Genomic DNA, 14,208 nt, shown 5'->3' on the forward strand with positions numbered 1-14,208 from the left:
GGGGGGCGTGGCGGGCGCCGGGGTGCAGTTACCACTGCCGAACTACGGGGGACCCGCGATGGATGAGCAGCGAAAGGCACGATGTGACGGACCTCTCTACCCTCCCGACCGACATCACCAGGGTCGGCGTGGTGGGCTGTGGCCAGATGGGCGCGGGCATCGCGGAGGTGTGCGCCCGCAGCGGTCTTGAGGTGAAGGTCGCCGAGACCACCGGGGAGGCCCTGGAGATCGGGCGCACCCGGCTGCACAACTCGCTGACCAAGGCCGCCGAACGCGGCAAGATCAGCGAGGAGGAGCGGGACGCCACCCTGGCCCGCCTCACCTTCACCACCGACCTCGGCGAGTTCGCCGACCGCGACCTCGTCATCGAGGCCGTCGTCGAGAACGAGCAGGTGAAGACGGAGATCTTCCAGGTCCTCGACCAGGTGATCACCCGCCCCGACGCGATCCTCGCCTCCAACACCTCCTCGATCCCGCTGGTCAAGCTGGCCGTCGCGACCTCGCGGCCCGACCAGGTCATCGGCATCCACTTCTTCAACCCGGCGCCCGTGCAGCGGCTCGTGGAGCTGATCCCGGCGCTGACGACCGGCGAGGAGACCGTCAAGCGGGCCGAGGCCCTGGTGCGGGACGTGCTGGGCAAGCACGCCGTCCGCGCCCAGGACCGGTCGGGCTTCGTCGTCAACGCCCTCCTGGTGCCGTACCTGCTGTCGGCGATCCGGATGTTCGAATCGGGCATCGCCAGCCGCGAGGACATCGACAACGGCATGGAGCTGGGCTGCGCCCACCCCATGGGCCCGCTGAAGCTGTCCGACCTGATCGGTCTGGACACCATCGCCTCGATCGCCGACTCGATGTACGCCGAGTACAAGGAGCCGCTCTACGCCGCTCCCCCGCTGCTCCAGCGCATGGTCGACGCGGGCCGGCTCGGCCGCAAGACGGGCTCGGGGTTCTACCCGTACGGCTGAACCGCCGTGAATATGGTGTGAGAAGTGCCTCGGTCGCCCGCGTGGCGGCCGGGGTACCGGCTAGGGTCCTGCCGGTGAACAGCTTCACGACCGCAACGGAGCGGCCCCCCACCCCAGGCGCCGCGTCCCCGGCCCCCTCCCCGGCCCCGAAGACCTCGGCCGCCGCCCGGCTCGGCTGGCTCGACGCCCTGCGCGGGTTCGCCGCCCTCGTCGTCGCCCTGCACCACTTCGGCATCCTGAACATGCTGCCGGCCGGCAAAGCCGTGGGGCGGAACTTCGACCTCGGCCTGTTCGGGGTCATGCTGTTCTTCATAGTCAGCGGCTACATCATCCCGGCCTCCCTCGAACGCCGGGGCGACGTCCGGGGGTTCTGGATCGGGCGGTTCTTCCGGATCCACCCGGCACTGATCGTCACCATCGTCGTCTCGCTCCTGGTGCTGCCCGCCGGGGACGGCGCGATTCGCGTCCTGCGCACGGGCGACGACCTGAGCTCGCTGATCACCAACGGCCTGCTGCTGCAGGACGTGCTCGGGGTCACCAACGGCATGAACGTCACCTGGACGCTCTGCTACGAGATGGTCTTCTACTTCTTCGTCACCGCCCTGTTCACCCGCGGCCTGCACCGGCACAGTGCCCCCATCGCCGCCGGGTGCGCCGCCCTCGCCCTGGCGGTCGGCACGGCCGTCGGCGAGAAGCTCCTGACGCCCGACCCCGGCTCGGTGCGCGTCGCCCTGCTGGTGGTCGTCCCGGTCGTGCTCGCGGGCTTCGCCGGGGTGCTCAGCGGGCGGCCCGGTCCGACCCGGGCGGGCGCCCTGCTCCTGGGCGGGCTGGGCCTGGTGCTGGTCACGCTGAACAGCCGGGCCCCCTGGTACGAGACGTGGACGATCTTCGCGACCATGTTCGCCGGCACGGCCGTGTACCGGGCGCAGCACTCGGCGCGCGGCCGCGTCCCCTCCCTGCTGGCCTGCGGCTTCGTGATCGTCTCGGGCGTGCTGGTCGGCTGGCTGTACAACCGGGACGGCCTCCAGGACCACACCTGGACCCCGGGCTGGCTGTCCTGGTCCTCCGCCTACCTGGCCGCCTGGGCCGTCTTCGGGATCGGCTTCCTGCTGCGGCTGCGGTCCTTCCCCCGGGTGCTGACCTGGCTCGGCGCGGTCAGCTTCTCCGTGTACCTGGTGCACGTCCCGCTGGCGCACGCGCTCGGGCCGGTGCTGGGGGCGCCGCTGTCGCACTCGGCGTGGGGCCGGGCCGCCTGGGCCGTGCTGTTCCTCGCGGCGGTGCTGCTCGTGAGCCACCTGATGTACCGGCTGGTGGAGATCCCGATGCAGAACCTCGGCAAGCGGGTCCAGAAGGCGGCGGCCCGGCGGTGGCCGGCCGCCGCCCGGGAGGACGGCTAACCGAGCCTCAGGTGGTGCAGCAGGAGCAGCCCGGCCGCCATGTTGGCGGCCGGGATCTCCCCGCGCCCGATCAGGTCCGGGACGAGCTTGAGCGGCACCCACTCGCGGCGCGAGGACTCGAAGCCGTCCTCCGGTTCGCCGATGCGGGTGGCCCCGTCCGCCCAGTAGAGGTGGTGGCGGGCGTCCGTGAGGCCGTTGGAGGGTTCGACGGTCATCAGGTGGTGGAGCGGGCCGGGCCGCCAGCCCGACTCCTCCTCCATCTCCCGGGCGGCCGCGGCCTCCACCGACTCGCCGTCCTCGACCACGCCCGCGGGCAGTTCCCAGCCCCAGCTGTCGGTGATGAACCGGTGCCGCCACAGCAGCAGCACCTCGTCCGCCTCGTTGACGGCCGTGGCCACGGCGACCGGCCGGAGCCGGATGACGAAGTGGTCCAGGTGCCGGCCGTCGGGGAGTTCCACGTCCGCGAGGTTCACGTCGAACCAGCGGTTCTTGTACACGGTCTGCTCGTTCAGGTTCGTCCACTGCACGGTTGTGCCGCCTTCCGCTTCGTAGGTGGCAACATGGCAGCAGCTGGGACGGTCACAGGGGAACGCGCAGCGCCCCGTCGATGAGGGCGGCCGTCTCCTCCGCACCGGCGCAGCCGCTGGTCAGCAGCGCTTCGCGGACCGTCCGCAACCGGTCGCGCAGCCTCAGCGACTCCATCCCCCGGGCCCGTTCGGCCATTTCGGCCGCCGAAGCCACCGCCCGGTCCGCTTCCCCCTGGCGCAGCTGGATCTCGCACAGCATGGCCAGCCGGTGCACCCGTCCCCGGTCGTGCGCCGGGGTGCCCACCGCCTCGGCCGCCTGCTCGTGCGCGCCGTGCAGATCGCCCAGGCTGAGCAGCGCCTCGGCCACCTGGACGTTGACCAGCCCGGGCTGGACGTAGCCCGTCTCGGCCGGCTCGGTGCCGGGCCGGATCCGCTCGGCGGCGGCCTCGGCCCGCCGGATGCAGGCCAGGGCGGCCGCGGTGTCCCCGAGCTGGGCGTAGGCCTTGGCCTGCATCGCGTACAGGTCGGCGGCCAGCGCGGGGGTGGTCTGGCTGCCGGCGGCGCGCAGCGCGGCCTCGGCGAAGGCCACGGCCTGGCGGAAGTCCCGCAGGTGCAGGGACTGGTTGACCAGCAGGGCGATCACGTACGCCCCGAGCCCCCGGTCCCCGCTGGCCTTGGCCAGGCGCAGGGCCTGGTGGAAGTAGCGCTGGGCCAGACCGTGCGCGTCGGAGTCGTACGCGCAGATGCCCGCGACCGCCACCAGGGACCCGGTGGCGCGGTGCAGCTGCCGCCCGACGTCGTCGGGGTAGCCGCCGCGCAGCATGGGGGCGGTCTCGCTGCCGAGGAAGCGGACGATCCGGGCCCGGGTGGCCATCCCGCCGGCCCGGCGGTACATCAGTTCGTAGTGGGCCCGGGCGGCCCGCAGGATCTCGATGTGCTCGGGGCCGATCCGCTGCGTGCCCGAGCGGGACACGTCGACGTCCTCGGGCGGGTTCTCCCACTCCCACACCGGGATCACGGCGGGGGTCCCGGTGAGGGCCTCCGCAGTGAGCTGGGCGGGCCGGCCCAGCTCGTCGGAGCGCCACAGGGCGGTGGCCCGGTCCACGAAGCCGCTGAGCCGGGTGGCGTGCGCGCTCTGCCGGCCGGGGATGCCGAGCCCGATGTCGTCGAGGCCGACGGAGCGGTGCAGGCGTCCGCCGAGCACCTCGCAGATCAGGTCGGGCACCTGGCCGCGGGGGCGCTGCCCCTTCAACCAGCGGGAGACCGCGGTGTGTTCGTAGCGCAGCGCGAGTCCGCGGGACCGGCCCGCCTGGTTGACGTGCGCCGCGAGTCCGGCGTGGGACATGCCCGCCTCGGCGAGGAGGGCGTCGAGCAGGGCGTTGGGCTGCATGGGCCCCTCCAAGGGCTCGTCGGCATCAGGCTAGTGGCTGCGCGGTGCGTACGGGGGCGGTGCGGGCAATTCACACGGGGTGTGAACCAAGAACTCGCATAAATGCGATACGCACCCTGCCGCGGAGGGGTCGTGCCGCGCTTCACTTAAGAGCCTCGCCAAGGAGGCCGTCCGGTCGTCGGCTCCCCCTCGTACAGTGCGACGACCCGGCGAACGCGCCGCCCGCCCTGCTGTCTGCCCGACACTCCATGGCGGGCGGGCGGCGCACCAAGGCTCCGCGGGGGCCGCCCGGTTGGTCGCCGGGTCCCCCGCCGAGCCCGGCCGGTTCCGCACCGGGTCCGTCCACCGGCCCGGTGCGGAACGGCACCGCCGGTCGAGCCGGACCGGCCCGGGTCGTTCCACTCCCCCCGGCCCGGGCGGGTCCGGCCGCACCGGTCGCGCCCGTCGCGCCGTCAGGGGCGGTCGTTGCGCAGCGCGAGCAGCGCGACGTCGTCGGTGAGGCGCCCGCCGGTGTGGCGCAGCAGGGCGGCGTGCACGCCCGCGACCAGCCGCGCGGGCGTGAGCGTCTGCCGCGCGGCGAGGAAGCGGGCCAGCGGGAAGAACCGCCCGTGCCGGTCGCGGGCGTCCTCGGCGCCGTCGGTGTGGAGCAAGAGGGCGGCTCCGGGGTGGAGTTGGCCGAGGTACCGGGGTTGTACCGCCGCGGGTACGGGCACCACCCCGAGCGGCGGCCACGTCTCGCCCCCGTCCAGCACCCGCACATCGGTGTACCGCTGCGCGGGGCGTCCGGTATCGGGGTCTGGGGCGGAGCCCCGGGAAGCGGAGAAGGGGCGGGGCGGGGAGAGGCTCCCGCAGGGTTCCCGGGCCGCCGCCGGGCGCAGGAGGTACGGCCACGGGTGGCCGCAGTTGAGGGCCTGGACCGTGCTGTCCGGGGCGATCTCGAGCAGCAGCACCGTGACGAAGTCCTCCGCCACCGGGGACTCCGGTTCGGCCGGGCAGGCCGAGGGGTGCTCCGCACGGGCCCGTTCGCGCAGGTGCCGCTGGAGCGAGCGCTCCATCCTCCGCAGCACCCCGCCCAGCGAAGCCTCGTCGTACGCGGCCTCGCGGAAGGAGCCGAGGACCGCCGCGGCCGCGCCCAGCGCGGGCAGCCCGTGGCCCCGTACGTCCCCGATCACCACCCGCACCCCGTACGCCGTCGGCACCGCCTCGTACAGGTCCCCGCCCACCGCCGCCCCCCGGCTCGCGGACAGCTGGGCGGCGCACAGCGCCAGGCCCTCGATCCGCCCCGGCAGCGGCCGCAGCAGGACCCGCTGCGTCGCCCCGGCGATCTCCCGGGCGCGCCGCAGCTCGCCGACCAGGCCGCGCCGGACGTACAGGGCGGATCCCGCGGCCAGGACCAGGAAGGCCGCGCAGCTGGCGAGGCTGGACCCCAGCGGCCCCGGGGTGGACAGCTCCCAGGACACCGCGGCGCCGCCCCAGGCGAGGACGCACCCCAGGCGCGCCCGGTGCATCTCCCGGCGCGTGATCATCCGCAGGACGCTCCCCTCCGGCTCGTCGGCCGGAACGATTGTGTCGACCTCCTGACGTACCGGACACGGCCGGGAGCCGTTCTCACCCGAATGAGTGAGCCTTGCCCCGATATGCCAGAGGGGCCCGTCCGGTGGTCCGGACGGGCCCCTCAGCGGGTCCTGCTCACGGCGGATCAGGCGCCGCGCAGCACCGCCCCGGTCCGCTCGCCGGCGAGGGCCACCGCCGCGTCGCGCGCGGCCGTGGACTCCTCGGCGGTCAGGGTGCGGTCGGGCGCGCGGAAGCGCAGCGCGTAGGCGAGGGACTTCTTGCCCGCGCCGACCTGCTCACCGGTGAACACGTCGAACAGCCGCAGCGATTCGAGCAGTTCGCCGGCACCCTCGCGCAGCGCCGCCTCCACGGCCGCGGCCGGGACGGACGCGTCCACGATCAGCGCGACGTCCTGGGTCGCCACCGGGAAGGTGGAGATCCGGGGCGCCTGGAGGGCCTCGCCCCCGGCCGCCGCGAGGCGGTCGAGGTCGAGCTCCATGGCGCTGGTGCGGGCCGGCAGGCCGAGGGCCTTGACCACGCGCGGGTGCAGCTCACCGGCGTGGCCGACGACCGTCTCGACGCCGTCGAGGGTCACGACCAGCTCGGCGCAGCGGCCGGGGTGCCACGGACCGTACTGGCCCTGGCGGACGACCAGCTCGGCGCCCGCCTCGACGGCCAGCGCGCGGGCGGCCTGGACCGCGTCGGCCCAGTCGGCCGGACGGCCCTTGCCCCACCAGCCGGCCTGCTCGCGGGCACCGGCCAGCACGACCGCGGCGTACCGCGGCTGCGCGGGCAGGGCCGCGTCCAGGGTGGCGATCTCCTCGTCCGTGGGACGGCGGTCGACCGGCAGGCGTACGGCCGCACCGGGCTGCTCGCCGGCGCGGAAGACCGAGCCGGTCTCGAACAGCGCCAGGTCGTGGCTGCCGCGGCTGTCGTTGCGGCGCAGCGCGCCGAGCAGCCCCGGCAGCAGCGTGGTGCGCAGCGCCGGCTCCTCGTCGGAGAGCGGGTTGACCAGCTTGACGACCCGGCGGCTCGCGTCGTCCGCGGGCAGCTGGAGCTGGTCGAAGACGCCCTCGCCGATGAACGGGTAGCTGAGCGCCTCGACGTAGCCGGCGCCGGCCAGGGCGCGGCCGACGCGGCGGTGCAGCTGCTGGCGCGGGGTCAGGCCGCGGCCGGAGGGCACCTGCGGGAGGGTGGACGGGAGGTTCCCGTAGCCCTCCAGGCGGATGACCTCCTCGGCGAGGTCGTTGGGCGCGGCGAGGTCGGGCCGCCACGAGGGGACGGTGACGACGAGCTCGTCCTGGCCGTAGACGTCGCAGCCGATCTCCTGGAGGCGGCGCACGACGGTCTCGCGGCCGTAGTCCATGCCCGCGACCCGGTCCGGGTGGTCGGCGCGCATCGCGATGGTGCGCGGGGCGCCCGGGGCGATGAGCTCGGTGACCCCGGCCTCGGCGGTGCCGCCGGCGAGCAGCACGAGGAGGTCCACGGTGCGCTGCGCGGCCGCGGCGGCCGCCAGCGGGTCGACGCCGCGCTCGAAGCGCTTGGAGGCCTCGGAGGACAGCTTCAGGCGGCGGGCGGTGCGCGAGATCGACACGGAGTCGAAGTGCGCGGCCTCGACGACCACGTCGGTGGTGCCGGTGACGACGCCGGTCTCCGGGTCGGTGACGGAGTCGGCGATCTCGGTGTTGGCGCCGCCCATGACACCGGCGAGCCCGATGGGGCCGCTGTTGTCGGTGATCACCAGGTCCTCGGCGTCGAGGGTCCGCTTGACCCCGTCGAGGGTGGTGAACTTCTCGCCCTGCTCGGCACGGCGGACGCCGATCTCGCCGTCGAGGCGGGAGCGGTCGTAGGCGTGCAGCGGCTGGCCGAGTTCGAGCATCACGTAGTTGGTGATGTCGACGGCGAGCGAGATCGGGCGCATGCCGGCCTTCTGGAGGCGGCGGGTGAGCCAGATCGGGGAGCGCGCCTCGGGGTCGAGGCCGGTCACCGTGCGGGCGGTGAAGCGGTCGCAGCCCTGCGGGTCGGAGATCTTCACCGCGTAGCCGTAGGAGTTCGGCGCGGGGACGTCGAGCAGCGCCGGGTCGCGCAGCGGCAGGCCGTAGGCGGTGGCGGCCTCGCGGGCCACACCGCGCATCGACATGCAGTAGCCGCGGTCCGGGGTGATGTCGATGTCGAGGACCTCGTCGACGAGCTGGAGCAGCTCGATCGCGTCGGTGCCCGGCTCGTACTCCGGCGGCAGCACGATGATGCCGTGCGTGCCGTCGTCGCCCATGCCCAGCTCCTCGCCGGAGCAGATCATGCCGTGCGAGGTCTTGCCGTACGTCTTGCGCGAGGCGATCGCGAAGTCGCCGGGCAGGACGGCGCCAGGCAGGACCACGACGACCTTGTCGCCGACGGAGAAGTTCCGGGCGCCGCAGACGATCTCCTGCGGTTCGCCGGTGCCGTTGGCGGAGCCGACGTCGACGGTGCAGAAGCGGATGGGCTTGCGGAAGCCCTCGAGCTCCTCGATGGTCAGCACCTGGCCGACGACGAGGGGGCCCTTGAGGCCGGCGCCGAGCGTCTCGACGGTCTCGACCTCGAGGCCGGCGTCGACGAGCTTGGCGGCCACGTCGCGGCCGGTCTCACCCGCGGGGAGGTCGACGTACTCCCGCAGCCAGGAAAGCGGGACGCGCATCAGATCTCACTCCCGAACGGCCGGGTGAAGCGCACGTCACCCTCGACCATGTCTCGCATGTCTTCAACGTTGTGACGGAACATCAGCATCCGCTCGATGCCGAAGCCGAAGGCGAAGCCGCTGTACTTCTCGGGGTCCACACCGCAGGCGACGAGCACCTTGGGGTTGACCATGCCGCAGCCGCCGAGCTCGATCCAGCCCTCGCTGGAGCAGGTACGGCAGGGGCGGTCGGGGTTGCCCACCGACTCGCCGCGGCAGACGTAGCACTGCATGTCCATCTCGGCGGACGGCTCGGTGAAGGGGAAGAAGTGCGGGCGCAGCCGGGTGGTGGTCTGCTCGCCGAAAAGCTCCTTGACCATGTGGTCGATGGTGCCCTTGAGGTCGGCCATGGTCAGGCCCTCGTCGACGGCGAGGAGCTCGACCTGGTGGAAGACCGGGGTGTGCGTCGCGTCGAGCTCGTCGGTGCGGTACACGCGGCCCGGGCAGACGATGTAGACGGGGGGCTTGCGCTCCAGCAGCGAGCGCGCCTGCACCGGGGAGGTGTGGGTGCGCAGCACGACACCGGACTCGTCGCCCTGGGTGCCTTCGGGGCCCTGGACGAAGAAGGTGTCCTGCATCTGGCGGGCCGGGTGGTCGGGCGTGAAGTTGAGGGCGTCGAAGTTGAACCACTCCGCCTCGACCTCGGGGCCTTCCGCGACCTCGTAGCCCATGCCGACGAAGATGTCCGCGATGCGGTCCATCAGCGTGGTCAGCGGGTGGCGGGCGCCGGCGGGCACGCGGTCGTAGGGCAGCGTGACGTCCACCGCCTCCTCGACCAGCACCCGCTCGTCGCGCTCGGCCTCCAGGGCCACCGTGCGGGCCCCGAAGGCCTTGTTCACGGCGCCGCGGGCCTGTCCGACGCGCTTGCCCGCCTCGGCCTTGGCCTGGGGCGGCAGGGCGCCGATCTCGCGGTTGGCGAGCGCGAGGGGCGAGCGGTCGCCCATGTGCGCGGTCTTCGCCTCGCGGAGCTCGTCGAGGTCGCCGGCGGACGCGAAGGCGGCGAGCGCCTCGTCCCGCATGCGCTCGATCTCTTCCGGTTTCAGTGCCTCGACCTCGACAGGGTCGTACGACTTGTTCGGTGCCGACATCTCTTCCCGTACTTCCGATGGCTGGCTGGTGGGTCCCCGCACGACGCGCACGACTCGATCGCTGATCGGTGTGATCGGCACAAGGACACAAAGGTGCCAAAGGACGAGTCTAAGGGCCGCCGGGGGTGAGGAAGCCCGTGGGCCGCCTGGCGAGACTCTCCGCAGGGTTACTGGGTGAGGTAGGCCGGCGCGCTCACGGGCAGCATAAATCGGAACTCCGCGCCGCCGCCGGGTCCGCGCCCGACGGTGATGGTGCCGCCGTGGGCCTCCACGATGCCCTTGACGATGTACAGGCCCAGGCCGGTGCCGCCGCGCTTACTCCCCCGCCAGAAGCGGGTGAAGACGCGGGCCATCGACTCCTCGGGGATCCCGGGGCCTTCGTCGGTCACGGTGACGGCTGTTCCCTTCTCGTGCGGCGCTACGTCGATGGTGACCGTTCCGTCGCCGTGCCGCACCGCATTTTCGAGGAGGTTGCCCAGGATCTGGTCGATCTTGTCCGGGTCGGCCCACAGGTCGGGCAGCGGGCGGCTGACCCGTACGAGGAACCGCTCGGGGGCCTGGCCGTTCGCGGTGAGGGCCTGGACGTGCCGGCCGACGGCCGCGGCGATGTCCACGGGCTGCCGGCGCACCTCCAGGCGGCCGGAGTCGATGCGGGAGATGTCGAGGAGTTCCGCGATCAGCCGGGTGACGCGGTTGGCGTCGGCGTCGACCGTCTCCAGCATCAGCCGCTTCTGGTCGTCGGTGAACCGCTCCCATTTGGCGAGCAGGGTCGCCGTGAACCCCTTGACGGAGGTCAGCGGGGAGCGGAGCTCGTGCGCGACGGTGGCGATCAGCTCGGCGTGGCTGCGCTCGGTGCGGCGGCGGGCCTCGGTGCCGCGCAGGGTGACCACGAGGCGGCTGAGGGGGCCGGTGGGGTGGGTGCGCACGTAGGCGGCGGAGACCAGCACCTCCCGGCCGCCGGGCAGCAGCAGGTTCCGCTCGGGCTGGCCGCGCCGGGTGGCGAGGCCGCCGTAGGGGTCGGTCAGCGTCCACCACCGGCGGCCCTCCAGGTCCTCCAGCGGGAGCGCCCGCTCGATGCGGGCGCCGAGGGCCTGGGCGGCCGTGATGGCGGTGATCCTGGAGGCGGCCCGGTTGAAGCAGACGACGTGTCCGGTGTGGTCGGCGACGACCAGCCCGTCCGGCAGCGCGTCGGGGTCGAGGGCGAAGGCCCCGTCCGGGGTGTCCCGGAACCGCTCCGCGGCCGCCCCGGTCACCGGCGAGCTGTTCGTGCCGACGGTCATGTCCCCGTACCCCACATCTCCGGGTAGCTCAGTGGGCCCCCGGACGGCCACATTACTAGCTGGGGGTCACGGAGCGGCACCCTCCGGGCGCCCGCTGTGCACGCGCGGACGCGTAGAGGCACACGGCGGCGGCGGTGGCGAGGTTCAGGCTCTCGGCCTTGCCGTGGATCGGGACGCGCACGACGGCGTCCGCGAGCGCCCTGGTCTCCTCGGGCAGGCCCCAGGCCTCGTTGCCGAAGACCCAGGCCGAGGGGCCGCCCATGGTGCCGGCGTCCAGCTCGGCGTCGAGGTCGTCCTGCCCGGCCCCGTCGGCCGCGAGGATCCGTACGCCCGCCGCCCGCAGCCCCGCCACGGCCTGCTCGACGGGGACTCCGACGGCCACCGGGAGGTGGAAGAGGGAGCCCACGGAGGCGCGGACGGACTTGGGGTTGTAGAGGTCGACGGAGGCGTCGGTCAGCACCACCGCGTCGGCGCCGGCGGCGTCCGCGCAGCGCAGGACCGTGCCGGCGTTCCCGGGGTCGCGGACGTGCGCGAGGACGGCGACCAGCTTGGGCCCGGACCGGAGGATCTCCTCGAAGGGGGAGTCCAGGAAGTGGCAGACGCCGACGAGCCCCTGCGGGGTGACGGTCTGCGAGACCTCCGCGAGCACCTCGTCCGAGGCGTGGTGCACGCGCGCCCCACTCAGCAGGGCCGCCTCGACGATGTCGGCGTAGCGCTCGGCGGCCTCGACGGTGGCGAACAGCTCGATCAGGGTCGCGCCCTGGGAGCCGCGGTGCTCGACCGCCTCGCGGACGGCCTGGGGGCCCTCGGCGAGGAACCGGCGCTCCTTGGTGCGGAAGTTGCGCCGCGCCAGCCGCCGTGCGGCGGCCACCCGCGGGGATCGGGGGGAGATCAGCTCGGCGGGGGTGGGCATGCTCTCAGGGTTCTCTCTCGGGTGGTCCGGTGCGCGGCCGGGGCCGTGCGGGGCGGGGCGAACGCACACGGACCCGCAGGCGAGCGCCTGCGGGTCCGTGGGTGCCGGCCCCAGTCCATCGGGCCGGCGAATGCCTTACGCGGCGGCCTTGGGCGCGTTCACGTCGGCCGGGAGGGCCTTCTGCGCGACCTCGACGAGCGCGGCGAACGCGTTGGCGTCGTTGACGGCCAGCTCGGCCAGCATCTTGCGGTCCACCTCGATGTTGGCGGCCTTCAGACCCTGGATGAGGCGGTTGTACGTCATGCCGTTCTGGCGGGCAGCGGCGTTGATGCGCTGGATCCACAGCTGACGGAAGTCGCCCTTGCGCTTCTTGCGGTCGTTGAAGTTGTAGACCAGCGAGTGGGTGACCTGCTCCTTGGCCTTGCGGTACAGGCGCGAACGCTGACCGCGGTAGCCGGAGGCCGCCTCGAGGATCGCCCGGCGCTTCTTGTGGGCGTTTACTGCCCGCTTGACGCGTGCCACTTTTTACTCCTTGTAGCGGGGCCGTGGGTGTCTTCACACGGCCCGAAATTCGATGGGGTCCCGGTCTCGACGTTCATCCGCTCCCGGCACGGGAGCGGGGACGTCAGATGCCGAGAAGCTTCTTGATCTTCGCGGCGTCGCCGGGAGCCATCTCCGCGTTGCCGGTGAGGCGACGGGTGACGCGGGACGACTTGTGCTCGAGCAGGTGGCGCTTGCCGGCGCGCTCGCGGAGCACCTTGCCGGAGCCGGTGACCTTGAAGCGCTTCTTGGTACCGCTGTGCGTCTTGTTCTTCGGCATGGCGCCGTTATCTCCTCGTCGGTGGCGCTCCCGCCGGTCCGGGGACCGGCTAGCGGGAGCGTCATGTTGTTGGGTGATCCGGAACGTGTGTCCCGGGATCAGGCCTCGGCGGAGCCGTCGGCCTCGACCTCGGCGGCCGGGGCGGCCTCGGCGGCGTCAGCCTCGGCGGCGTCGGCGTCGGCCGGAGCGGCCTCGGCGGTACCGCCCAGACGCTCGGCCTTGCGCGCGGCCTGGGCCTCGCGGGCTTCGGCCATCGCCTCGGTCTTCTTCTTGTGCGGACCGAGAACCATGATCATGTTGCGGCCGTCCTGCTTCGGGTTCGACTCGATGAACCCGAGGTCCTCGACGTCCGAAGCGAGACGCTGCAGCAGTCGGTAGCCGAGCTCCGGCCGGGACTGCTCGCGACCACGGAACATGATCGTGATCTTGACCTTGTCGCCCTGCTTGAGGAACCGAACGACGTGACCCTTCTTGGTGTCATAGTCGTGCGGGTCGATCTTCGGCCGGAGCTTCATCTCCTTGATGACCGTGTGCGCCTGGTTCTTGCGCGCCTCACGGGCCTTCATGGCCGACTCGTACTTGAACTTGCCGTAGTCCATGAGCTTGCAGACCGGCGGGCGAGCGGAGGCCGCGACCTCGACCAGGTCCAGGTCGTACTCCTGCGCGAGCTCAAGCGCCTTCGCAAGCGGAACAATGCCCACCTGTTCGCCGCTGGGACCGACGAGTCGCACCTCAGGGACGCGAATCCGATCGTTGATGCGGGGCTCGGTGCTGATGGATCCTCCTCGGTAGCACCACACGGCTGTCTGGCAGACAACCGCTGACGTCTTTGTGTCGTCAGACCTCAACCGCGGCGGAGAATGAAAAATGCCCCGCCGGGCACAGGCAGGGGCTCCAAAACAACCGGAGCACCGCCGCGTGCAAACCGCGGGGCGCAACTCGGCGGCCTTCCATCGTCCGTACGGAACGATGGATACCGCCTGACCGGATGACCCGCCGCCCCGGAGGGTGGTCGGGTGGGAGATCGGAGCCTCCACTTGTGGGCCGGGCACACAGGTGTCCGGCCGGTCGATGTCCATACTACCCCACGCAAAGCAAGGCCGCCGCACGACCTATCGTGGAGCGCATGACTGACGCGACGCCCTCCGATTCCACCCCTCCCGACTACGACGAGATGACCCGCGACATCGCGGACGTCCCGGCCGTCGAGGTCATCACCACGGTGGCCGTCCACCTGCTGAGCGCCGCGGCGGTCAACCTGGGCCTGGACAAGCCGGACTCCGAGCACAAGGACCTCGACGAGGCCCGCAAGCTGATCACCGCCCTGGCCGGCCTGGTCTCCGCCAGCGCCACCGAGATCAGCTCCTTCCACGCGGCCCCGCTGCGCGACGGCCTGAAGTCGCTCCAGCTGGCCTTCCGCGAGGCCTCCCTCGTGCCGGACGAGCCGGGCCAGGGCCCGGGCGAGAAGTTCACGGGCCCCGTCTACGCCTGAGCCCGCCGCCCGCTGATTCCGTTTACACGTGCCGATGGGCCGTCCGCGAGCTCGCGGACGGCCCATCGG

The 14,208-nt window shown here is 72.7% G+C and carries 13 protein-coding genes; 3 read left to right on the forward strand and 10 right to left on the reverse strand.

Annotation, left to right across the window (positions count from 1 at the left end; translation table 11 throughout):
• Positions 1–62 precede the first annotated feature (62 nt).
• Together ACFVXK_RS08420 and ACFVXK_RS08425 are read left to right on the forward strand one after the other, a co-directional pair.
• Positions 63–965 carry a 3-hydroxybutyryl-CoA dehydrogenase gene (locus tag ACFVXK_RS08420; RefSeq protein WP_389610736.1) on the forward strand — a complete coding sequence of 301 codons (903 nt, stop codon included), beginning with the start codon at positions 63–65 and terminating at the stop codon, positions 963–965.
• A gap of 74 nt (positions 966–1,039) precedes the next feature.
• Complete coding sequence (locus ACFVXK_RS08425; RefSeq protein ID WP_389610737.1) at positions 1,040–2,362, forward strand: acyltransferase family protein; 1,323 nt, start codon at positions 1,040–1,042, stop codon at positions 2,360–2,362.
• On the opposite strand, the gene ACFVXK_RS08430 is transcribed toward ACFVXK_RS08425, so the two are convergent.
• From ACFVXK_RS08430 to infC, 10 genes are all read right to left on the reverse strand, one after another.
• Positions 2,359–2,889 (reverse strand): NUDIX hydrolase, encoded by a 531-nt coding sequence (locus ACFVXK_RS08430; RefSeq protein WP_389610738.1) that lies wholly within the window; start codon positions 2,887–2,889, stop codon positions 2,359–2,361. The two genes, ACFVXK_RS08425 and ACFVXK_RS08430, sit on opposite strands and share 4 nt — an antisense overlap.
• A gap of 52 nt (positions 2,890–2,941) precedes the next feature.
• The gene (locus ACFVXK_RS08435) at positions 2,942–4,279 is read right to left on the reverse strand and encodes a transcriptional regulator (protein WP_389610739.1); all 1,338 of its coding nucleotides are present in this window, start codon (positions 4,277–4,279) and stop codon (positions 2,942–2,944) included.
• Between the two features lie 452 nt (positions 4,280–4,731).
• On the reverse strand, positions 4,732–5,805 hold the full coding sequence (locus ACFVXK_RS08440) for a PP2C family protein-serine/threonine phosphatase (protein ID WP_389610740.1): 1,074 nt from the start codon (positions 5,803–5,805) through the stop codon (positions 4,732–4,734).
• Positions 5,806–5,978: 173 nt separating this feature from the next.
• Entirely contained in the window at positions 5,979–8,507 is a 2,529-nt protein-coding gene (pheT, locus tag ACFVXK_RS08445; RefSeq protein WP_389610741.1) for a phenylalanine--tRNA ligase subunit beta, read from the reverse strand.
• Positions 8,507–9,634, reverse strand: a complete 1,128-nt coding sequence (gene pheS / locus ACFVXK_RS08450; protein WP_079425206.1) for a phenylalanine--tRNA ligase subunit alpha — start codon at positions 9,632–9,634, stop codon at positions 8,507–8,509. Before pheS ends, pheT begins: the two co-directional genes overlap by 1 nt.
• Before the next feature lie 167 nt (positions 9,635–9,801).
• On the reverse strand, positions 9,802–10,914 hold the full coding sequence (locus ACFVXK_RS08455; protein ID WP_389610742.1) for an ATP-binding protein: 1,113 nt from the start codon (positions 10,912–10,914) through the stop codon (positions 9,802–9,804).
• Between the two features lie 55 nt (positions 10,915–10,969).
• Positions 10,970–11,827: a TrmH family RNA methyltransferase gene (locus ACFVXK_RS08460; protein ID WP_389610743.1), complete on the reverse strand. Its 858-nt coding sequence runs from the start codon at positions 11,825–11,827 to the stop codon at positions 10,970–10,972.
• A gap of 135 nt (positions 11,828–11,962) precedes the next feature.
• Positions 11,963–12,349 (reverse strand): 50S ribosomal protein L20, encoded by a 387-nt coding sequence (gene rplT / locus ACFVXK_RS08465; RefSeq protein ID WP_079425210.1) that lies wholly within the window; start codon positions 12,347–12,349, stop codon positions 11,963–11,965.
• A gap of 103 nt (positions 12,350–12,452) precedes the next feature.
• Entirely contained in the window at positions 12,453–12,647 is a 195-nt protein-coding gene (gene rpmI / locus ACFVXK_RS08470) for a 50S ribosomal protein L35 (RefSeq protein ID WP_030012385.1), read from the reverse strand.
• Between the two features lie 98 nt (positions 12,648–12,745).
• A complete protein-coding gene (gene infC, locus ACFVXK_RS08475) occupies positions 12,746–13,447 on the reverse strand; it encodes a translation initiation factor IF-3 (protein ID WP_389610744.1) in 702 nt (233 codons plus the stop codon).
• 326 nt (positions 13,448–13,773) lie between these two features.
• On the opposite strand from infC, the gene ACFVXK_RS08480 reads away from it, so the two are divergent.
• The gene (locus ACFVXK_RS08480; RefSeq protein ID WP_042819415.1) at positions 13,774–14,139 is read left to right on the forward strand and encodes a DUF1844 domain-containing protein; all 366 of its coding nucleotides are present in this window, start codon (positions 13,774–13,776) and stop codon (positions 14,137–14,139) included.
• Positions 14,140–14,208: the final 69 nt, after the last annotated feature.

Origin of the sequence: Streptomyces sp. NPDC058157, assembly GCF_042884105.1 — a bacterium.
GTDB lineage: Bacteria > Actinomycetota > Actinomycetes > Streptomycetales > Streptomycetaceae > Streptomyces.

What these genes read in the sequence shown, in the direction of transcription:
- ACFVXK_RS08420 (WP_389610736.1), top strand. Translation starts at nt 63, where the DNA reads ATGAGCAGCGAAAGGCACGATGTGACGGACCTCTCTACCCTCCCGACC.
- ACFVXK_RS08435 (WP_389610739.1), bottom strand. Translation starts at nt 4,279, where the DNA reads ATGCAGCCCAACGCCCTGCTCGACGCCCTCCTCGCCGAGGCGGGCATG.
- ACFVXK_RS08440 (WP_389610740.1), bottom strand. Translation starts at nt 5,805, where the DNA reads ATGATCACGCGCCGGGAGATGCACCGGGCGCGCCTGGGGTGCGTCCTC.
- pheT (WP_389610741.1), bottom strand. Translation starts at nt 8,507, where the DNA reads ATGCGCGTCCCGCTTTCCTGGCTGCGGGAGTACGTCGACCTCCCCGCG.
- pheS (WP_079425206.1), bottom strand. Translation starts at nt 9,634, where the DNA reads ATGTCGGCACCGAACAAGTCGTACGACCCTGTCGAGGTCGAGGCACTG.
- ACFVXK_RS08455 (WP_389610742.1), bottom strand. Translation starts at nt 10,914, where the DNA reads ATGACCGTCGGCACGAACAGCTCGCCGGTGACCGGGGCGGCCGCGGAG.
- ACFVXK_RS08460 (WP_389610743.1), bottom strand. Translation starts at nt 11,827, where the DNA reads ATGCCCACCCCCGCCGAGCTGATCTCCCCCCGATCCCCGCGGGTGGCC.
- rpmI (WP_030012385.1), bottom strand. Translation starts at nt 12,647, where the DNA reads ATGCCGAAGAACAAGACGCACAGCGGTACCAAGAAGCGCTTCAAGGTC.
- ACFVXK_RS08480 (WP_042819415.1), top strand. Translation starts at nt 13,774, where the DNA reads ATGACTGACGCGACGCCCTCCGATTCCACCCCTCCCGACTACGACGAG.